Below are 21,615 nucleotides of genomic sequence, written 5' to 3'. Positions count from 1 at the left end.
CGCAGCCACTGCGCCAGATTTATTGCGGGTTGGCCCGGGTCGTTGCCATCAGTCCGCGCAGGCTGGCGGCCTTGGGTTTGACCAGCCAGAAACGGCGGATGTAATTATCCAGATCCTCGAGTACTTCCCGTCCCCAGGCACTGTCGGTTTCCGCCACGTAGTCGTTGAGCACCTGCTCCAGGTAGCTGCGATAGGCTTCCATTGATTCGCCGCTGATGCGCTGCAGTTCGACCAGCTCGTGGTTGAGCTTGTCGAAAAAGGTGTTTTCCTGGTCGAGCACAAAGGCAAAGCCACCAGTCATGCCGGCGCCGAAATTATGCCCGGTCTTGCCCAACACGCAGACCATGCCACCGGTCATGTATTCGCAGCAGTGGTCGCCGGCGCCTTCGATTACCGCATGGGCACCGGAGTTGCGTACGGCAAAGCGTTCACCGGCGGTGCCGGCGGCGAACAGTTTGCCGCCGGTAGCGCCGTAGAGGCAGGTATTGCCGATAATCGCGGTCTGTTCGCTGCGGAAGGGGCTGCCCTTGGGCGGCACTATGGTCAAGGTGCCGCCGGTCATGCCCTTGCCGACGTAATCATTGGCATCGCCTTCCAGGTACATGTGCAGGCCGCCGGCATTCCAGACACCAAAGCTCTGACCGGCAGTACCGGTGAAGCGGAAGGTAATGGGTGCCGAAGCCATGCCCTGGTTGCCGTGTACCTTGGCGATTTCACCAGACACCCGCGCACCGATACTGCGGTCGCAATTGGTCAGGCGCATGCTGAACTCACCGCCAGTGCGCCCATCGATAGCCTCGCGGGCCATGGCGACCATGGTTTCGGCTGTTTTGCCCTGGTCGAAAGGTGCATTGCGGCTGGTCTGGCAGTAATGCGGCTTGTCAGCCGGGATCAGGTCGCTGCCCAGCAGCGGGGTCAGATCCAGGTTCTGTTGTTTTCCGGTAGCCCCCGGCAGGATCTCGAGCAGGTCGGTCCGCCCGATCAGGTCCTGCAGGCTGTGCACGCCAAGCCGAGCAAGCCATTCCCGGGTTTCCATGGCCAGGTAGGTGAAGAAGTTCATCACCATTTCGACGGTGCCGATGTAGTGGTTGTCGCGCAGGTGCTTGTTTTGGGTAGCCACCCCGGTAGCACAGTTGTTCAGGTGGCAGATGCGCAGGTATTTGCAGCCCAGGGCAATCATGGGCGCGGTACCGAAGCCAAAGCTTTCCGCACCCAGGATGGCGGCCTTGACCACATCCAACCCGGTTTTCAGGCCGCCATCGGTCTGCACCCGCACACGACCACGCAGGTCGTTGCCGCGCAGGGTCTGATGTGCTTCGGACAGACCCAGCTCCCAGGGCGAGCCGGCATACTTGATCGAGGTCAGCGGCGAGGCACCGGTACCACCGTCATAACCGGAAATGGTGATCAGGTCCGCATAGGCCTTGGCCACGCCGGCAGCGATGGTCCCCACACCCGGCTCGGCAACCAGCTTGACCGAGACCAGGGCATCCGGGTTGACCTGCTTGAGGTCAAAAATCAGCTGCGCCAGGTCTTCAATCGAGTAGATATCATGGTGCGGCGGCGGTGAAATCAGGGTTACCCCGGGCACGGCATAGCGCAGGCGGGCAATCAGTTCATTGACCTTGCCGCCGGGCAGCTGCCCGCCTTCGCCCGGCTTGGCGCCCTGGGCCACCTTGATCTGCAGTACATCGGCATTGACCAGGTACTCCGGGGTAACGCCAAAGCGTCCGGAGGCAATCTGTTTGATCTTGGAGGTGCGCTCGGTGCCGTAACGGGCCGGATCTTCGCCGCCCTCACCGGAGTTGGAGCGGGCACCGAGGCGATTCATGGCTTCGGCGATTCCTTCGTGGGCTTCGGGCGACAGAGCGCCAAGGGAAATCCCTGCCGAATCGAAGCGCTTGAAAATGGCTTCCAGCGGTTCGACCTCGTCCAGCGCTATCGGCGTCACGTCGGTACGCAGCTGCATCAGGTCACGCAGCGAAGCGACCGGGCGACTATTGACCAGCGCGGCGTACTCCAGATACTTGTCGTAACTGTCGCCCTGCACGGCCGCCTGCAAGGCATACACCACATCCGGGTTATAGGCGTGAAACTCGCCACCGAAAACGAACTTGAGCAAGCCACCCTGCTGGATCGGCTTGCGCGGGCTCCAGGCCTCCTGCGCCAGCAGAACCTGCTCGGCCTGCAAATCGACAAAACGGGCACCCTGGATGCGACTGGCCACACCTTTGAAACAGATATCCACCACTTCATCAGCCAGGCCCACGGCTTCAAACAACTGGGCGCCGCGGTAGGAGGCAACCGTGGAAATGCCCATTTTCGAGAGAATTTTCAGCAAGCCCTTGGAAATGCCCTTGCGATAGCTCTTGAACACTTCATACAGATCGCCGATCACTTCCCCGGTGCGGATCAGGTCACCCAGCACTTCATAGGCCAGGTAGGGATAGACGGCACTGGCGCCAAAACCGATCAGCACTGCGTAGTGATGCGGATCACGCGCCGTGGCGGTTTCCACCAGAATATTGGCATGGCAACGCAAACCGCTGGCAACCAGATGGTGATGCACTGCGCCCACTGCCAGGGCCGCATGGACCGGTAACTGGCCAGGTTCGATGCCGCGATCACTGAGTACCAGCAGCACCTTGCCTTCACGCACTGCAGCTTCAGCCTCGGCAGCGATATCGGCCAGCGCCGCCTCCAGTGACTGCGCCTGGGGGCGGTTCAACTGGATATGCGCGCGCTCGAAGCCGGGCCGCTCCAGGTTCATCAGGGTCCGCCATTTGGCGGGGGAAACCACCGGTGTGCTTAGAATCGCCCGGTTGGCATGGTCCGGGGTTTCATCAAAGATATTGCGTTCACGCCCCAGGCAGGTTTCCAGCGACATGACGATCGCTTCCCGCAGCGGATCAATGGCCGGATTGGTGACCTGGGCAAACTGCTGACGGAAATAGTCATAGACCGAACGCACGCGCCCGGACAACACGGCCATGGGAGTATCGTCACCCATGGAGCCGACTGCTTCCTGGCCGTTTTCCGCCAGTGGGCGCAGTACCTGGTCACGCTCCTCAAAGGTGACCTGGAACATCTTCATGTACTGCTTGAGGCGCTCTTCGCTCATGAAGTCAGCGCCATGATCGCGGTCCTCCAGGGTAGCCTGGATACGCAAGGCGTTTTCCTTCAGCCATTTGCGGTAGGGATGGCGCGACTTCAGACGATTGGCAATATCATCGGTGTGCAGTACTTCACCCGTGACCGTATCCACGGCCAGAATCTGACCCGGACCCACGCGCCCTTTGCTGATGACATCTTCCGGTTGGTAATCCCACACCCCTATCTCCGAGGCCAGGGTGATGTAGCCGTTTTTGGTTACCACATAGCGTGCTGGTCGCAAGCCATTGCGATCCAGCAGGCACACGGCATGCCGCCCTTCGGTCAGCACGATCCCCGCCGGGCCGTCCCAGGCCTCCATATGCATGGAGTTGAATTCGTAGAAGGCGCGCAGATCGGCATCCATGGTCTCGACGTTCTGCCAGGCTGGCGGCACTACCATGCGCACCGCGCGGAACAGGTCCATACCGCCACTGATCAGCAGCTCAAGCATGTTGTCCATGCTCGAGGAGTCAGAGCCCGTCACGTTCACCACCGGTGAGATGCTCTCCAGCTCAGGCAGCAGTTCGTTACTGAACAGATGCCGCCGGGCCAGTGCCCAGTTGCGATTGGCGGTAATGGTATTGATTTCACCGTTGTGCGCGAGCAGGCGGAATGGTTGCGCCAGTGGCCATTTCGGCAGGGTATTGGTCGAGAAGCGCTGATGGAAAACGCTGATTGCGGTAGCCATGCGCGGGTCGCTGAGGTCGGGATAGAACTTGCCCAGATCAGCCGGCATCATCAGGCCTTTGTAGGAGATCACCTTGGATGACAGGCTGCAGACATAAAAGTCGCTGTCAGCCTGCAGGGCCATTTCCACGCGGCGCCGGGCGTAAAACAGGCGGATGGCAAACTGCTGCTCATCCAGGTTCTCGGCACTGACAAATACCTGCTCGATCTGCGGCAAACTGCTCAGGGCCAGTGGGCCCAACACGCTACTGTCGACCGGCACAACGCGCCAACCCACCAGCGTCAGTTCCTGCTCGCCGAGCGCCTCGGCAAAGGCGCTGTGAACCGCTTCTCGGGAGGCGTCCGAGGTCCCCATAAACACCATACCCACCGCGTACTGGGCCGGCAGGCTTGTACCAAGATCCGACTGCGCCACTGCGCGCAGAAAGGCATCCGGTTTCTGGATTAACAGCCCACAGCCGTCACCAGTGCGACCATCGGCATTGATACCGCCACGATGGGTCATGCAGGTCAGCGCTTCAATGGCTGTCTGCAACAGGTGGTGGCTGGGCTCGCCCTCCATGTGGGCGATCAGACCGAAACCGCAGTTATCCCTGAACTCATCTGGCTGAAACAGTCCTGCCTTCATCGGCAAACCCTCGAAAAACTCATGTATTCAAGTGCTTGCAATTTTGCATTGAACGCAATGCATGCTGGCACCAGGAAGAAATGGGGAATACTGATTGTACACAGCAGCCAATAGCCGAACAATTTAATTGGCCGCAAAAGCATATTGTTATGTCGTAAAATCGAAAGATTTTACGATCAAACCAGAAATCCTGATTTATCGCCTGAGGTCTGATGCACCAAACCCGCCTGACGAAGCCATTGGCGGGTTTGGTGTCGTCCAGCAGCCCATTACTTACTCGAGGCTTTGCTGAATACCCGAAATATCGCGTGCCCAAGGGCTTTGTTCACGCAAACCCTCAGGTAATTGTGCAATAGCCTGGCGGGCTGCCCTGCCGTTAGGGTAAATGCCGTGTGTAACCACAAACCAGGGCTGCCCCTGATGCCGGGTTTCAAACAATCCCAGATCACTCAAGCCCGAGTGCCGCTGAATAAAGGCTCTTGCTGCGTCTTCCGAGCGACTACCCAACAATTGCAGAACAAATTCATTGCCCTGACGCTGTCGATACCATTCAGGGCCGTGGATACCTGGACCGGTCGCAGCAACAGCAGATGATTCCGGCTCCGGTTCTACTGGTTCTGGTACTGCCTGCGCCTGTTCGGTTGGCTGCGGTGCCTCTGCCGGATTTTCCGCCACTTGCGGTTCGGTGGGCTCAGGATCAACTACGGGTTCAGGCTGATCGTCAACGGAAGAAACTGGCGGTGGTACAGAAGCACGCTCCTCGGTATCGGACAATGGCAAGGGATCCCAACTGCGTTCATCGGTCACTACTTCAGGCTCGACAGCCGGCGGCAGCTCGATTCTGTCAGACGGATCAAGCTGCAGCCGATCACTGCCTGTCTCTTCAACCTCTGCGGGAACCACGGGTACGGATTCGGGCAATTGCAACACCGTTGATGTCGGCTCCTGCTCGCTGCCACCCATAAACCAGGCCAGCAGCACGCCTAGCCCAACCAGCACCAGAGCAATAATTGATTTTCGCGGGATCAGCGGGCCTGATCCCTTGCGCCGATGGTGTATTACTGAAGGTGCTGCCGCTTGTATCATCAGATCGCGAGCAGCCTGATTGATCCGCCCTGGCCATCCCCCGCTCTTCATCACAATGCTGGCAATTTGCTCATCATTGAGCAACTCGATCCCCTGTCCCGCTCCTTCCAGGCGCTGATGCAAATACTCACGCACCTCATCGGGGCTCAGCGGCTGCAGCATAGTCAGATGGACAGCCGGCAACTCATCAGGCATTTCGCTACTGTCCAACCCTTCCAGAGTCGGCACCAGGCCGTCGTCAGCAAAAAGGAAGATACGTGGAGCCTGATCACCCGCTGCCCGCAAATCGGCCAGCATCTGCAGGGCGTCAGTGCCAAGCAACTCGGCGTCGTCGATGACCAGATACAGCTGCATACCGGTGTCTGCCAATTGCTCGCTGCGCAACATCAACGCGGTTGCATCACGCGATTCGGCTCCAACGGCCTGACAGAAAAATCCGATCAAAGCTTCAGTCTCGGCGTACTCCCTGGCCGAAGCCACCACAGCTTGAACCGAATCCTTGTTACTGCTGGCCACCAGAGCCTGTCGCAGCAAGGTCTTGCCACCACCTTCCGGAGCCACAACCGCCAACATCTGCTTGCCGTAACGAGCCAGATGATGCAGTTCCGCCAACACCGGCTTGCGCTGCGGAGTAAAGAATTTGAAACCTGGTGTCCGCGGTGCAAAGGGATCATGCGCCAACTGATAGTGCGCTAGATAATCTTCTACCCCAGTCAAGACTGTCATGTATCTTTCCTGTTATTGGCTATTGGCCTGCCCTAGTGTTGCGTCAAGTGCAGCATGATCGTAATCAGCCGTGACTACGGCATGCCCCAGTTGTTGCAACAACACCAGGCGCAGCTGTCCATCCAGAACTTTTTTGTCGACCGCCATCAGGCGTATGAAATCATCTGGCTGCATCGCCGCTGGGGGTGCTGTCGGTAATCCTGCGGCAGCAATCAGTTGAATTCCTCGCCTGGCATCGGCAGCTGTAATCCACTGCTGTCGCGCCGACATCTGCAATGCCATTGCCATGCCCGCGCCGACGGCCTCACCATGCAGCCATTGGCCATAGCCCTGATGTGTTTCAATGGCATGGCCAAAGGTATGCCCCAGGTTGAGAATGGCCCGCACACCGCCTTCGCGCTCGTCCTCGGCCACGACAGCAGCCTTGATGCGGCAGGAGCGGCTGATGGCCTCGGTAACGGCTTGCGCATCCAGCTCCAGCAGGGCTGGCATTCGCTGCTCAAGCCAAGCGAGAAAATCCAGATCGCGAATCAAGCCATACTTGATGATTTCCGCCAGGCCGGCACTGACTTCACGGCGTGGCAAAGTGGTCAGGCTGTCGGTATCAATCACAACCGCCTGCGGCTGGTAAAAAGCACCCAACATATTCTTGCCTGCCGGATGATTGATACCGGTTTTGCCGCCCACGGAGGAATCCACCTGTGACAACAAGGTTGTTGGGACCTGAATAAAATTGACACCACGCTGATAGCAAGCCGCAGCGAAACCGGTCATATCACCAATGACGCCACCACCCAGAGCAATCAATGTGGTACGCCGATCGTGCCGTGCGGACAACAAGGCATCAAAAATCTGCTGCAGGGTCAGCCAGTTCTTGAAAGCTTCACCGGTTGGCAATACAACACTCTCAACCTGCAAGCCGGTCAAGGTCGTACGCAAACGCTCAAGGTAAAGGGGGGCGACGGTATCATCAGTGACGATGCAGACCTGTTTGCCTGCAATGTAGGGGGTAAAGCAGTCGGCCCGGTCCAGAAGGCCGGCGCCGATAATGATGGGATAACTACGGTCGCCAAGATCAACATTCAATTGCTGCATGTAGCACCTCTCCAAATCTTGCGAGAAGCATACATCAGAGCCACTCTACAGGGCACCCACAAGCGCTACATAGTCAGCCACAATCAACATCTTCCAATTGCCGCACGATGGCACTCACCACCCCTTTTGGGCCTCGCTGATCTGTTTCCACCACCATATCGGCAATTTCACGGTACAGCGGATCACGCTTGGCCATAAGATCACGCAGCACCTGTTCAGGGTCAGCTGTTTGCAACAAGGGACGCTGGCGATCTTTGGCAGTACGCTGCAACTGCTGGTCGACACTGGTACACAGATAAACCACAAAACCATTGTTCTGGAGTGCCTGACGGTTGGCTATGCGCATTACCACGCCACCGCCAGTCGCCAGAACAATGCCTTGCTCGGCAACCAGCTCAGCAATCATGGCTTCTTCACGCTGACGAAACCCTTCCTCGCCTTCAACGTCAAAAATCCACGGAATATCGGCCCCGGTACGGGCTTCAATTTCGCGGTCTGAGTCCTTGAATGGAACCCTGAGTTCCTTGGCAAGCAGGCGCCCGATGGTGCTTTTACCAGCACCCATCGGGCCTACCAGAAAGACATTACGCAACAGATTTACCTGACCTGGGAAATGGTACCTGCATTGATAATGCGCGGCGTCAGGAAAATCAGCAATTCATTCTTCGTCTCGGCAGTGATATCGCGACGGAATGCCCGGCCAAGGACTGGGAGATCCCCCAGAAAAGGAACCTTTTGTGTGCCTTTAGTGGACTCACTGGAGAACACTCCACCAATCACAATGGTCTCTCCATCAGCAACCAGGATCTTCGCAGTAACTTCATTTTTACGAATGGTCGGTATGCCATTAACCGTATTGGTGAAGTCCGGCTCATCCTTGGTCACGATAACGTCCATGATCACCTGGTTATCCGGGGTGATCTGCGGCGTCACTTCAAGCGAGAGTACGGCTTCGGCAAAGGCAGTAGTCGTTGCACCACTCGAAGCGGCTTCCTGATAAGGAATTTCCGAGCCCTTGAGAATCTTCGCAGTTTCCTTGTCGGAGGTGACGACCTTGGGTTGGGAAATGATTTCACCATTACCCGTACTTTCCATGGCCGACAACTGCAGATCAAGAATGGCATTGTTGCTGATAAAGCCAATACCGATACCTGAAGTCGCTCCAAGCACTCCCAGGTCAATAAACGGAGAGTTCACTGGACGTTCCGGAATACCGATAAACCCACCAGTTGTTCTGGAGGGAATATAGTCAGGATCTCCAGGGTTACCACGCGCATTGGGATCATCTACAACATTTGTCTGGCCATCTTTACCAAACAGGTCAAACCGGTCACCCATTCTCAGGTTGCCACCCCAGCGAACACCCAGAGCACGGTCAAAACCGACTTCGGCTTCAACAATGCGTGCTTCGATCATTACCTGACGGACCGGAATATCCAGTTGGGTGACAATACGGCGCAGCTCATCCAGCTTGTTCTGGGTTTCCAGGGCGATAATGCTGTTGGTACGCTCATCGACCGTAATGGAACCACGCTGCTCACCACCGCTCCCGTTGGTTACCGAAGCAAACAGGCTGGCAATGTCCGCTGCACGGGCATAGTTGACCTGAATAAGTTCACGACGCAGCGGAGCCAGCTCAGCAATCTGCTGTTGTGATTCCAGTTCCTGACGCTCACGAGCAGCAATCTCTTCAGCCGGCGCGACCAGCAGGACATTCCCGATGCGACGCTGATCCAGACCCTTGGTTTTGAGTACCAGATCCAGTGCCTGATCCCAGGGCACATTCTGCAGACGCAGAGTAATACTGCCGGAAACCGTGTCACTGGCCACCAGGTTGAGGTCGGTAAAGTCGGCAATCAACTGCAATACCGAACGGACTTCAATGTCCTGAAAGTTCAACGACAGACGTTCGCCGGTATAGGCAAAATCATCGGCACGGCGCTGTTCTTCTTCGGCCCGGGTCAATGGCTTGAAGCTGACAATCAGGCGATTGTCGGTTTGATAGGTCAAATGCTCATAGTGACCAGTCGGTTCAATAGTAACAACTGCGCCATCACCACTGGTAGATGCGTTGATGAAATTTACCGGAGTGGCGAAGTCTTTGACGTCAAGCCGCACGCGCAATTCGTCGGGCAAATGGGCTTCAGGGAACTCAAGGCGAACGCGACCACCACGCTCTTCGATATCCACCCGAACACCCGGGTCAGACAGGTCAACCACAACGTTGCCTTCGCCCTGCTCACCTCGATTGAAGTCCAGACTGGTAATACCACGACGACCATTGGCTGCAGCACTCAGCGCCGGTTGGTTGCCTTCGCGCCAGCTGGCACCTGGCGCAGCCTGCGGGCGTGAGCTTGCAGCAGCAGTCGAGCTGCGCTGACCGTCCTCATCACCAATAAGTATGAACAGGTTATTGCCTTCAGTGCGGGTACTGTAAGGTACCAGGTCAGTCAGATTGACAATCAGACGGGTTCGATCACCCGCTTCAACCACGGTCAAGCTACGCGCATTCCCCAATCCCAGCTCGCGATTGCGCTCACTCAGCTGGTTGCTGACACCTGGAAAATCGAGAGCAATGCGTGCCGGCTGCTCGATGGTATAGCCCGTTGGATCGGACACCTGCTCATCAAAGGTCAACTTGAGCTCGATTCGCTCACCTGGCAATGAGGCTACGTCCAGGTTTTTCAGGTTGGCCGCCAGCGCTGCAGGTGTTAGCAGAAGCAGCATGGCTGCCATGGTTATTTTTCTGGTTAGAGGCATGTGCTTGCGTTCCACGCGTGACTGTTTGCAGTTCATAAATTCTCTCCCTGGTTGACCTATCCGCGCTCAGACAAGCTGAGGGTACGCGGGCGCTCCAACCAACCACCTTCGCCGTCCGGAACAATTTCTACCACTTCGACCCGGCCTTCATCGATACTGGTAATCCGACCATGATTGCGTCCGAGGTAGTCCCCGATTGTGACGCGATGAACACTCCCGGCACCACGAATCAAAGCTTGCATGCCGTCTTCATTGCTAAGCGTACCCACCATATCAAATCCTTCAATATTGAATCCTTCAAGGAATTGACGGACACGATCTTCATCCGGTCGCACGTCATCATTTCCACGCTGCCGCTGCGTCAGGTCGATACGTACCGGCGGTTGAAACGGGCTGCGCATGGATGTCGCGCTGTAAGTAAAAGCTTCGTAGGGACTGAACCGCGGCAGTGGCTCAATATCACCACTGGGGCGTGCCCGGGTTTCATCCATGAAAACCTGCAGGTCATTGAACTCGTTACCACCACAACCGGACAAGGTCACACTGAGAAGCAGGGCCAAAGGGGCCATATGTAAAGGCTTCATTGGTTGTCTCCCTGCTCGTTGTACCGATAGGTCCGGGCCAGGATATTCATTTTCAACAGATTCGGGTTGCCTTCAGTAACCGGCACAATATTGAAGTCATGCAGGGTTACGATGCGCGGCAAGCCGGCAACCCCGCTGACAAACGTGGCCAGATCGTGATAAGTGCCTTGTACTACGATGCGAATGGGCAACTCGATATAGAACTGCTTCGCCGCTTCGGGCTGCAGAGTGATCGACTCGAACTCAAGGCCGCTACCGAGACCCAGCTGCGTAATGTCTTCCAGCAGCCCGGGAACTTCAGTATCCGTTGGCAACTGCTTGAGCAGGGTGCCAAAGCGCTCTTCTATTTCTTCAAGTTGTGCGCGGTAGGCGTCCAGATTCGCTGCACGCTCTGACTTGTCACGGAACTCCTGACGCAGAGCAACCTCCTGGGCCTCAACCCGGTCAAGGTCAGCTTGCAACTCCTTGAGGTGGAAGTGGTAGCCGAGAAACACCAGCGCAGCAAAGATGATTGCGCCAAAGATGACTTTCAGGGCAGCCGGCCAGGCACCAAGATTGTTGAAGTCCAGATCGCTCATTTCGAGCTTTTTCAGACTTTCCAAGGATTGGCTGAAGCTCATTGTTGCTGCCCTCCCTGAGCACTGTTTCTGGGCTCAGTCTGACGCACCGAGAGCTCGAAGACATTGGCCTGCTGCAACTCACCCTGGGTGACGGCACGCACAGCGGTCAGGTTGGGAGCAGTCAGCCATTCTGACGCATCCAGCTGGCGCATGAGATTGGACACCCGGCTGTTGGATTCGGCACCCCCACGAATGGAAATGGTCGAACCTTTCATCTCCAGCGACGTGAAGTAGAGGCCATCCGGCAGGCTGCGAGCCAATTCGTCGAATACCCGCACGATGATTGGCCGATTTCCTTGCAAGTCCTGAATAATGCGCATGCGATCCAGCAACTGGGTGCGCCGCGCCTGTAACTGTTCGATTTCGCGGATACGCTCTTCAAGGACTCGAATTTCACTACGCAGATATTCGTTGCGTGCATTCTGATGATCAATCTTGCCCGTGAAGTAGCGATCACCTGCAAACACCAGACAGGCGGCAACAATCACAATCAGCACCAGAACAGTCAGAAACTGTTTCTTGCGCTCTTCCCTGAGCTGCTCGCGCCAGGGCAACAGGTTAATGCGAGCCATTAGTCAAAACTCCTCATTGCCAGACCACACGCAATCATCAAGGCTGGCGCATCGTTGCTGAGCGCAACGGCATTGACCTTGTTGGATAGCGTCATGTTTGCAAAGGGGTTGGCAACCAGGGTCGTGGTGCCAATCTTTTGCTGCACCAGTTGGTCCAGCCCGGGAATCGAGGCGGTGCCCCCAGCCAGCAGAATATAATCCACATCGTTGTACTGGCCGCCGGCAAAGAAGAACTGCAGTGAGCGTGAGACCTGCTGCACGACCGCATCCTTGAAGGGGCTGAGGACTTCGCTTTCGTAGTCATCCGGCAAGCCGCCCTGCTTCTTGGCCAGACCGGCTTCATCCTGCGACAGGCCATAACGACGCTGAATCTCGTCAGTCAACTGCTTGCCGCCAAACAACTGCTCGCGGGTGTAGATGGTACGCCCCTTGCTGAGCACGCTGAGCGTCATCATGGTTGCGCCGATATCGATGACAGCGATGGTCATTTCGTCACGGTCGCCATCCAGCTGATCAATCACCAGCTCGCAGGCTCGCTCCATGGCGTAGGCTTCGACCTCAACCACTTTCGCATCCAACCCGGCAAGGGCCAATGCGGCTTCGCGGATATCGACATTTTCGCGGCGGCAGGCTGCCAGCAACACTTCCACTCTGTCAGGATTGCGCGGCGACGGGCCTTGCGCTTCAAAGTCGATGGCGACTTCATCCAGAGGATAGGGAATGTATTGATCCGCCTCGAGCTTGATCTGCTCTTCCATCTCGTCTGGATCAAGATCAGCATCCATTTCGATGGTCTTGGTAATGACGGCGGAACCGGCAACCGCGACTGCGGCCTGTTTGAGGGATGTCTTGGAACGGGAAAGCACCTTTTCCAGTGCTTGGCCGACACCTTCCAGTTCGACAATATTTTTCTCTACCACCGCACCGGGTGGCAAAGGTTCAACCGCGTATGATTCGACTTTATACCGGTTGCCATGCCGACTGAGCTCAAGCAGCTTCACCGTAGTGGAACTGATGTCGACGCCCAGCAGCGTGTTCGCTTTTTTCTTTATGAGCCCTAGCACAGCCAATTTCCTATCAGCATCCGACACTTACGGACGGTTTATGTTTTCCTACATTAAATAACAGGTATTGCACAAGCGCAAATGGCTTATTAGAAAAAAATGCGCTTATAATGCAAACTGTTACCCCGTTTCCAATCAGCACAACCGCTAACCGATTCATTCAACAGGGAATTCTTCATCCCTCATGCGTTTTATAAAATTTCTTCTTTGGTCACTGTTGGCACTGATTTGCGGCCTGTTTCTGGCGCTCAGCGGTACTGCGCTCTATCTTAGCCCCGCCTTGCCAGATGTTGAAAGCCTTCGCGAGCTGCAATTGCAGACGCCACTACGAATATATAGCACAGATAATCAGCTGATTGCCGAATATGGTGAAATGCGCAGGGTCCCCGTGAGTTTTGACCAGGTGCCGGAAGACTTCATCAATGCTTTTCTGGCAGCGGAGGATGACAATTTTCTGCGTCATCACGGGGTCGACCCCAAAGGTTTGCTGCGAGCTGCTGCCGAATTGGCCCAGTCCGGGCACATACAAACCGGCGGCAGCACCATCACCATGCAAGTGGCGAAAAATGTTTTTCTGACCAGCGATCGCGTGTTTTCGCGCAAGTTAAACGAAATACTGCTGGCATTGCAAATCGAGCGCCATCTCGACAAACAACAAATTTTCGAGCTTTACATCAATAAAATTTATCTGGGTCACCGGGCCTACGGTATTGAAGCTGCTGCACAGGTCTATTACGGCCGCTCCATCAATGAGCTCAGCCTGGCTGAAATGGCCATGATAGCTGGCCTGCCAAAAGCACCGTCGCGCTACAACCCGCTGAGCAACCTGGAGCGCGCAACGGTGCGGCGCGACTGGATACTGCAGCGTATGCTGGGTCTCGGCATGATTGATCAGGAGGCCTTCGACAACGCGATCAACAGCCCCGATCGCGCACGTCTGCACCGCGCCAATCCGGATTTCGAGGCACCCTGGGTAGCAGAAATGGTACGCCAGGAGCTGTACGAACGTTTTGGCGATGCGCTCTACACTGACGGCTACCATGTCTATACCAGCGTGCACAGCGAACGCCAGATACAAGCACAGGCCTCTCTCCGTGAAGGCTTGATGGCTTACGATCGCCGACATGGCTACCGTGGGCCCGAAGCACGGCACCCGGAGGCCGCTCCGGAGCAAGCGGGCACTCTGCTCGCCGCATACCAGACTCTCAACGGATTGCTGCCAGCACTGGTGATTGAAGTAGCCGACGACTATGCGATCGCCCGTTTGGAAAATGGCGAGGATGTACGCATCCCGTGGTCCGGCATGCAGTGGGCACGCCCTTTTCTCAGCATCAACAGCATGGGGCCAAACCCCACGCGCCCAGCCGATATAATGTTGCCCGGCGATGTTATTCGTGTCAGTCCACAGGATGATGGCGACTTCGCCTTGCAGCAGGTTCCTGCTGCGCAAAGCACGCTGATTGCCTTGTCGCCTGCTGATGGTCGCATTGAAGCAGTGGTAGGCGGCTTTTCTTTTTCCCAGAGCAATTACAACCGCGCCGTGCAGGCCAAACGTCAATCCGGATCCAGTTTCAAACCCTTTCTGTACGCTGCTGCGCTGGATCATGGCTATACGCCCGCCAGCCTGGTCAACGATGCGCCGCTGGTGTTTGCAGATGAACACCTGGATAACATCTGGCGCCCGCAAAACTCAGGTGGGGACTTTCTCGGACCGATTCGTTTGCGTGAGTCGCTGTATCGCTCCCGCAACCTGGTGTCGATTCGCCTGATGCAGGATCTTGGCATTGATGAGTCACTGACCTACATCGAGCGCTTCGGTTTTTCTCGCGACGAGCTGCCACGCCACCTGTCCTCGTCGCTGGGCAGCCTCGAACTGACCCCGCTGCAGGTTACCCGTGCTTATGCCGTGTTCGCCAACGGTGGCTATCTGGTTGATCCCTGGCTGATCGAGCGCATTGAAGATCGTCACGGTCAATTGCTTGATTATGCTCGCCCCAAGATTACCCCCGCACGCCTTGAGGCTGAGCGCGAGCGCCAACTGGCCTATTACCCGCGCCTGTCCAGCAGTCAGGTTACCCAGGAGCCCGAGCTGGCCCCGCAGGTGCTTGATCCGCGTACCGCCTACCAGATCAACAGCATTCTCAAAGACGTGATAACCCGGGGCACCGGTGGACGCGCCAGAGTATTGGGGCGCAGCGACCTGGCCGGCAAAACCGGTACCACCAATGAACAGCGCGATGCCTGGTTTTCAGGCTACAACGCGGACCTGGTAACCACTGTATGGGCCGGTTATGACCAACCAGCCAGTCTTGGTCGACGCGAATACGGCAGCACCGTTGCCTTGCCGATCTGGATCGACTTTGTCGGTGCCGTCCTTGACGAGCAACCAGAACACAGCCAGGCGATGCCAGATGGCATGGTCAATGTGCGCATCGACCCAACCACCGGACGCACCGCCAGACCCGGCAGCAGCGACGGCTACTTCGAAGTTTTCAAGGAAGAAGATGCTCCGCCGCCCTTCAGCGAGCTCGAAGCCGGCGGTTATACAGGTGAGGGCGCCAGCACACCATTGGAGCTGTTCTGAGCCAGGCCGAGCAACTGCCCGCGAAGCCATTGGTTTGCCGGATCCAATTCGGCATCCTCATGCCAATACAGATTCAGCCCCATTCGCGGCAAGGGCAAGGGCAGTGCCATTAAACGGTTGCCCAAGGGAGCATTGATCAGCTCGGCATGCTGACGTGCCATGGTTAGCAGGCAGCCACTGCCCTGGGCCACCACCAGGCTCGCTGCCTGGTAATTCTGGCAGCGCTGGACAACCTGACGTGAATGGCCGAGACGGGCCAGGGCCAGATCTTCAAAGCTCAGCCCACGCCGCCAGGATGCAACCGCAATATGTTCTGCAGCCAGGTAACGGTGAGCCGTAAGCTCGCCTTCGAATTCAGCCGGAACCACTACACACAACGACTCTTCCAGCAGTTGTAACTGACGCAACGTTGCATCCACCGGCCGCGCAATTTCAATTGCCATATCCACGCGCCCGGCAGCCAACTCCAGCTTCAGCTCACTCCAGCGAACACTGGCCGTGCGCAACCGGATTCCCGGCCCATAAGGGCGCAACTGCTGCAATAAAGGCGGAAGAATGGTGGGTTCCAACTGTTCCGGCAAATTCAACGTAAAGCTGCGCTGCGCTTGCTCGGGATCAAAATCCTGAAGTTGCCCCAGGCTCTGCTGCAAGCGCGCAAGGCTGTCGAGAATGCCCGGAGCCAAGCGCATGGCCAGAGCAGTCGGCGACACTCCTCGCCCCTCCCGCTGAAACAGTGGGTCACCAAAATGCGTACGCAGCCTGGCCAGAGCATGACTGACGGCCGACTGACTAACGTGCAACACCGCTGCGGCACGGGTCAGGCTGCGCTCACGATAGATGACCTCGAAAACCCTGAACAGATTCAGATCCATCCGACCTAGAGCGGGCAAATCATGGCTTTTATTCATGGCAACACCTTTTTTTACCCTGTATTCGCATCATAACTGCATGATCAAGGCTAATCCATGAATACAGTTCATTAGCTGTAATGAATATTCGTCGCTTTCATGCGCTGGTCCGGCGCACTATGCTGCATCGACTAGCCGAAAAGTGCCGACAACAACAAAGGTGAGCGCTAATGCACGAACAAGAGTATCTGACCCGACTCAAGCAGCTGCATGCCCGAAACTGGCCCGCAGGGCATGCCCGCGAACCTGAGTACCCGCTTGGTGAGAAACCGCTGACCAGCTACCTGCACCATTGGGCAAAGACATGCCCTGACAAGCTGGCTATTGCCTTCTACGGCCACAGCACCAGCTTTGCCGAACTCGATGACCTGTCTGACCGCTTTGCCAGCTTGCTACTGTCCCAGGGCGTGCAGCCCGGCGACCGGGTCGCGGTCTACCTGCCCAACTGCCCGCAATTTCATATCGTCTTCTTCGGCATCCTCAAGGCCGGTGCCATTCATTGCCCGGTCAGCCCGATGGCAGTGGGGATGGAGCTGGAATATCAACTCAAGGACTGTGGCGCCAGCGTGATCGTCTGCTTTGATCAACTGCTGCCAGCGGTACGCCAGGTACGCGACAACACCGACCTGCGACTGCTGATCAGCACCAGCCTGTCCGAAGTCTGTCCGGCCAACCCACCGCTGCAAGTACCCGACTTGTTACTGGCACCCAAACTGGAGATCACCGACAGCCTGGATCTGCTGCCGGAACTGGCGCGCACTGCATTGCCGGATGAGCTGCCCGAGCCCATGCTCGATGATATTGCCGCGCTCAACTACACCGGCGGCACCACTGGCCTGCCCAAGGGCTGCATCCACACCCACGGCGACATGCTCTATACCTGCGCCAGCTTTGTACCCGCGGCCATGGGGCTGGACAGCGAACGCGTAAGTCTGAATTTCATGCCGGAGTTCTGGATTGCCGGCGAAAATGCCGGCGTGCTCTTCCCGGCGTTCACCGGCACTACCATGGTATTGCTGGCCCGCTGGGATGCGCTGGCCTTTATGCAGGCAGTACAACATTACCGCGTCAACCAAACCGGTTTGCTGGTTGACAGCGCTGCCGAGATTCTCGACCACCCTCAGGTCGCTGATTTTGATTTCAGCTCGCTGGCGATCACCAGCTGTGTTTCCTTTATCAAGAAACTGACCCCGGAATACCGTCGCCGCTGGCGTGAACGGACCGGCTGCACCCTGTTCGAGACCAGCTTCGGCATGACCGAAACCCACACCTGCGACACCTTTACCGCCGGCCTGCAGGATGACGACTTCGACCTGAAATCCGCCCCGACCTTTGTCGGCCTGCCAGTACCCGGCACCGAGTTCAAGGTCTGCAGCTTCGAGACCGGTGAACTGCTGCCATTAGGCAGCGAGGGTGAGCTATGCCTGCGCAGCCCGTCCCTGCTCAAGGGCTACTGGAACAAGCCGGAAGCCAGTGTCGAAGCCCTGCGTGATGGCTGGCTGCATACGGGTGACAGCGGCGTGATTACCGAGCAGGGCTTTATCCGTTACCTCGGACGGCGCAAGGAAATGCTCAAGGTCAACGGCATGAGTGTATTCCCCAGCGAACTGGAAGCCATGCTCGGCCAGCATCCCAAACTCCTGGCCTCAGCGGTCATTGGCCGTGCCGACGAGAAAAAGGGCGAGGTGCCGGTGGCTTTTGTCGTTGCCAAACCCGGTAGCGCGCTGGACGCTGACGCCCTGATCGACTGGTGCAAACAGGCCATGGCGAGCTACAAGATACCCGAGTTTCGCCTGGTAGAATCTCTTCCCATGACGGCCACTGGCAAGGTCAAGAAAAACGAACTCAAGGACTGGCTCTGATGTTGTTCAATAAACTGCTGATCGCCAATCGTGGCGAAATCGCCATTCGATTGGCCCGCGCGGCCGCCGAGCTGGACATCCCCAGCCTCGCCGTATTTGCCGAAGATGACGCCGCGTCACTTCACCGGCACAAGGCCGACCAGGCCATTGCCCTCAAAGGACGCGGTGCCAGCGCCTATCTGGATGCCAATCAGTTGTTGCGCATTGCCTACGAAGAAGGCTGCGATGCCATCCATCCCGGTTATGGATTTCTCAGCGAGAACGCCGCCTTTGCCCAGCAATGCGAAGAAGCCGGTATCCGCTTTATCGGGCCCGACACAAAGGTATTGCAGCGTTTCGGCGACAAGGCCAGCGCCCGCGCGCTGGCACTGGAGTTGGGTGTGCCTCTGGTGCAGGGCACCAATCAGCCGACCAGCCTGGAACAGGCACGCGCCTTTATGGCCGACCTCGGAGCCGATGCCGCGGTGATGCTCAAAGCACTGGCCGGCGGCGGTGGACGCGGCATGCGTGCGGTACTCGACCCGGCCGAACTGGAAGACGCCTATAACCGCTGCCAGTCCGAAGCCAGGGCCGCCTTTGGTAATGGCGACCTGTACATCGAGCGCCTGATTCGCCACGCGCGGCATATCGAAGTGCAGATCATTGGTGACGGTGAGCAGGTGGTCCACCTGTGGGAGCGCGATTGCACCCTGCAACGGCGCAACCAGAAGCTCCTGGAAGTCGCACCCGCCCCCGGGCTTGATCCACAGATACGCGAACAGCTGCTAGCTGCCGCACTCGAACTGACGGCCGCCGTCGGCTATCGCGGCCTGTGCACGGTCGAATTCCTGCTCGATGAAGACAAGGGCGACTTTGTCTTTATGGAAGCCAACCCGCGCATCCAGGTTGAACATACCGTGACTGAAGCGGTAACCGGGCTGGATCTGGCGCAGATTCAACTGCACCTGGCTGCCGGTGCCACCCTGGCCGAACTTGGCCTGATCCAGGCAAATATCCCACAACCGCGTGGCCACGCCGTGCAGCTGCGCATCAACCTGGAAAGCATGGCAAGCGATGGCAGTGCACGCCCGGCCGGTGGCACCCTGAGCGCCTACGAGCCACCCAGCGGCCCGGGTATCCGCGTCGATGGCTATGGCTATACCGGGTACACCACCAGCCCCAGCTTTGATTCCCTGCTGGCCAAGGTCATCGTACATGCCGATGCCGACTATGCCAGCGTACTCAAGCGCGCTTACCGCGCCCTGTGCGAATTCCGCCTCGACGGCGTCGTCAGCAACCTGCATTTTTTACAGAACCTGCTGCAGCACCCTGAGGTACAAGCCAACTCGGTCAGTACCGCTTTTATCGAAACGCACGCTGCGGCGCTGGTTGGCGCCGGCACTCAGGCACACCCGCATTTGTACGTAAAAGGCAGTGCCCGCAGCACCGTGCAACAGCATACCGATGTCGACGCTCCAGCGGGTACCGAGCCGCTCAACGCACCGGTACAAGGTGTACTGGTCAGCCTGGATGTGCAAATCGGCGATGCCATTGCTGTTGGCCAGCAGGTTGCAGTGATGGAAGCGATGAAAATGGAGTTTGTGGTCAAGGCAACCCAGAGCGGTATGGTTCGCGCCCTGGCCGTTGCACCCGGTGACAACCTGTTTGAAGGCAGCCCCTTGCTGTTTCTGGAGCCAGCCGACGTCAGCGCTGACGGCCTGGTTACGGAGGAATCCATCGATCTTGAGCATATCCGCAATGACCTGCGCGAAGTGCTGGAACGCCAGGCCGACCTGACCGACGAACGCCGCCCGGACGCGGTTGCCAAGCGGCGCAAAACCGGCCAGCGCACTGCCCGCGAAAACCTCGCCGATCTGCTGGATGACGGCAGCTTTATGGAATACGGCGGCTTTGCCCTGGCGGCGCAGCGCTCGCGCCGCAGCCATGAAGATTTGCTGAAAATGAGCCCGGCGGACGGCCTGATTACCGGCATCGGCACCGTCAATGCCGCGCACTTCGGCGCAGAAAATGCCCGCTGCATGGCCATGAGTTACGACTACACGGTATTTGCCGGCACCCAGGGCGTGACCAACCACAAGAAAACCGACCGCATGCTGGAGCTGGCTGAGCAATGGCGCTTGCCATTGGTGTTCTTTACCGAAGGTGGCGGCGGACGCCCCGGTGATATCGACAAGGTCGGGGTTGCCGGGCTGGATTGCACCACCTTCATGCGCATGGCCCGATTGAGTGGTCAGGTACCGCTGGTGGGCGTGGCGTCCGGGCGTTGCTTTGCCGGCAATGCAGCCCTGCTGGGTTGCTGTGATGTGATTATTGCCACCGACAATGCCACCGTCGGCATGGCCGGCCCGGCGATGATCGAAGGCGGCGGCCTAGGCCGTTTCACCCCCGAACAGGTCGGCCCGACCAGCATGCACAGCGCCAACGGGGTGATTGATGTACTGGTCAAGGATGAAGCCGAAGCCACCCGCGTCGCCAAGCAATATCTGTCCTACTTCCAGGGCGACTTGCCCGGCGGCGAGTGTGTCGACCAACGCACCCTGCGCCACCTGATTCCGGAAAACCGCCTGCGCGTGTACGACATTCGTGAGGTGATCGAGACTCTGGCCGATACCGGCTCGGTGCTGGAGTTGCGCCGCGAGTTTGCCCCCGGCCTGATCACCGCGTTGATCCGCATTCAGGGCAAGGCCTTCGGCCTGATCGCCAATAACCCGATGCACCTGGGCGGCGCCATTGATGCCGTCAGCGGTGACAAGGCTGCGCGCTTTATGCAACTGTGTCAGGCCCATGGTCTGCCGATGGTATCCCTGTGTGATACGCCCGGTTTCATGGTCGGCCCGGATTCCGAGCAGCAAGCGACGGTACGGCATGTATCGCGGATGTTCGTTACCGCCGCCAGTCTGCAGATTCCATTCTTTACCATTGTGCTGCGCAAGGGCTACGGTCTGGGTGCTCAGGCCATGGCCGCAGGCAGCTTTCATGCGCCCATGTTCACCATCGGCTGGCCCAGCAGTGAGTTTGGCGCCATGGGGCTGGAAGGTGCGGTGCGGCTGGGTTATGCCAAGGAGCTGGCAGCCATTGAGGACCCCGCTGAACAGCAGGCGCTGTTCGACAAACTGGTGGCCGAGCTGTACCAGCGCGGCAAGGGCTTGAGCATGGCCAGCTTCCTGGAAATCGATGCGGTGATCGATCCGCTCGAAACCCGCGACTGGCTACTGCGCGGCCTGAGTTCGGCACCGCCGGAGTCGCTGCAAGCCGGGCTACGGCCCTTTGTCGATACCTGGTAAAG

Annotated in this window: 13 protein-coding genes; 3 read left to right on the top strand and 10 right to left on the bottom strand. The window is 57.8% G+C overall.

Annotation, left to right across the window (positions count from 1 at the left end; genetic code table 11):
- Nucleotides 1-19 precede the first annotated feature (19 nt).
- From gltB to BLU07_RS01940, 9 genes are all read right to left on the bottom strand, one after another.
- Complete coding sequence (gene gltB, locus BLU07_RS01980; RefSeq protein WP_092383624.1) at nucleotides 20-4,468, bottom strand: glutamate synthase large subunit; 4,449 nt, start codon at nucleotides 4,466-4,468, stop codon at nucleotides 20-22.
- A 273-nt stretch (nucleotides 4,469-4,741) separates the two neighbouring features.
- Nucleotides 4,742-6,280, bottom strand: coding sequence for an AAA family ATPase (locus BLU07_RS01975; RefSeq protein ID WP_092383622.1), 1,539 nt, complete (start codon nucleotides 6,278-6,280; stop codon nucleotides 4,742-4,744).
- A 12-nt stretch (nucleotides 6,281-6,292) separates the two neighbouring features.
- The gene (gene aroB / locus BLU07_RS01970) at nucleotides 6,293-7,375 is read right to left on the bottom strand and encodes a 3-dehydroquinate synthase (protein ID WP_092383620.1); all 1,083 of its coding nucleotides are present in this window, start codon (nucleotides 7,373-7,375) and stop codon (nucleotides 6,293-6,295) included.
- A 73-nt stretch (nucleotides 7,376-7,448) separates the two neighbouring features.
- Nucleotides 7,449-7,967: a shikimate kinase AroK gene (aroK, locus tag BLU07_RS01965; protein WP_092383618.1), complete on the bottom strand. Its 519-nt coding sequence runs from the start codon at nucleotides 7,965-7,967 to the stop codon at nucleotides 7,449-7,451.
- Nucleotides 7,968-7,972: 5 nt separating this feature from the next.
- On the bottom strand, nucleotides 7,973-10,135 hold the full coding sequence (pilQ, locus tag BLU07_RS01960) for a type IV pilus secretin PilQ family protein (protein ID WP_092389512.1): 2,163 nt from the start codon (nucleotides 10,133-10,135) through the stop codon (nucleotides 7,973-7,975).
- A gap of 56 nt (nucleotides 10,136-10,191) precedes the next feature.
- The gene (locus BLU07_RS01955) at nucleotides 10,192-10,719 is read right to left on the bottom strand and encodes a pilus assembly protein PilP (RefSeq protein ID WP_092383616.1); all 528 of its coding nucleotides are present in this window, start codon (nucleotides 10,717-10,719) and stop codon (nucleotides 10,192-10,194) included.
- Nucleotides 10,716-11,339 carry a type IV pilus inner membrane component PilO gene (locus BLU07_RS01950; RefSeq protein ID WP_092383614.1) on the bottom strand — a complete coding sequence of 208 codons (624 nt, stop codon included), beginning with the start codon at nucleotides 11,337-11,339 and terminating at the stop codon, nucleotides 10,716-10,718. Before BLU07_RS01950 ends, BLU07_RS01955 begins: the two co-directional genes overlap by 4 nt.
- Nucleotides 11,336-11,911 carry a PilN domain-containing protein gene (locus BLU07_RS01945; RefSeq protein ID WP_092383612.1) on the bottom strand — a complete coding sequence of 192 codons (576 nt, stop codon included), beginning with the start codon at nucleotides 11,909-11,911 and terminating at the stop codon, nucleotides 11,336-11,338. Before BLU07_RS01945 ends, BLU07_RS01950 begins: the two co-directional genes overlap by 4 nt.
- Nucleotides 11,911-12,975, bottom strand: a complete 1,065-nt coding sequence (locus tag BLU07_RS01940; protein WP_092383610.1) for a pilus assembly protein PilM — start codon at nucleotides 12,973-12,975, stop codon at nucleotides 11,911-11,913. Before BLU07_RS01940 ends, BLU07_RS01945 begins: the two co-directional genes overlap by 1 nt.
- 184 nt (nucleotides 12,976-13,159) lie before the next feature.
- Here BLU07_RS01940 and BLU07_RS01935 point away from each other — a divergent pair, with 184 nt between their 5' ends.
- Nucleotides 13,160-15,559: a penicillin-binding protein 1A gene (locus BLU07_RS01935; RefSeq protein WP_092383608.1), complete on the top strand. Its 2,400-nt coding sequence runs from the start codon at nucleotides 13,160-13,162 to the stop codon at nucleotides 15,557-15,559.
- On the opposite strand, the gene BLU07_RS01930 is transcribed toward BLU07_RS01935, so the two are convergent.
- On the bottom strand, nucleotides 15,517-16,467 hold the full coding sequence (locus tag BLU07_RS01930; protein ID WP_092383606.1) for a LysR family transcriptional regulator: 951 nt from the start codon (nucleotides 16,465-16,467) through the stop codon (nucleotides 15,517-15,519). The two genes, BLU07_RS01935 and BLU07_RS01930, sit on opposite strands and share 43 nt — an antisense overlap.
- A gap of 170 nt (nucleotides 16,468-16,637) precedes the next feature.
- On the opposite strand from BLU07_RS01930, the gene BLU07_RS01925 reads away from it, so the two are divergent.
- Together BLU07_RS01925 and BLU07_RS01920 are read left to right on the top strand one after the other, a co-directional pair.
- Nucleotides 16,638-18,329: an AMP-binding protein gene (locus BLU07_RS01925; protein ID WP_092383604.1), complete on the top strand. Its 1,692-nt coding sequence runs from the start codon at nucleotides 16,638-16,640 to the stop codon at nucleotides 18,327-18,329.
- Complete coding sequence (locus BLU07_RS01920; protein ID WP_092383602.1) at nucleotides 18,329-21,613, top strand: acetyl-CoA carboxylase family protein; 3,285 nt, start codon at nucleotides 18,329-18,331, stop codon at nucleotides 21,611-21,613. Before BLU07_RS01925 ends, BLU07_RS01920 begins: the two co-directional genes overlap by 1 nt.
- Nucleotides 21,614-21,615 lie beyond the last annotated feature (2 nt).

It is taken from the genome of Halopseudomonas salegens (assembly GCF_900105655.1).
Classification (GTDB): Bacteria; Pseudomonadota; Gammaproteobacteria; order Pseudomonadales; family Pseudomonadaceae; genus Halopseudomonas; species Halopseudomonas salegens.
This window is presented reverse-complemented; position numbering and strand designations above follow the sequence as displayed.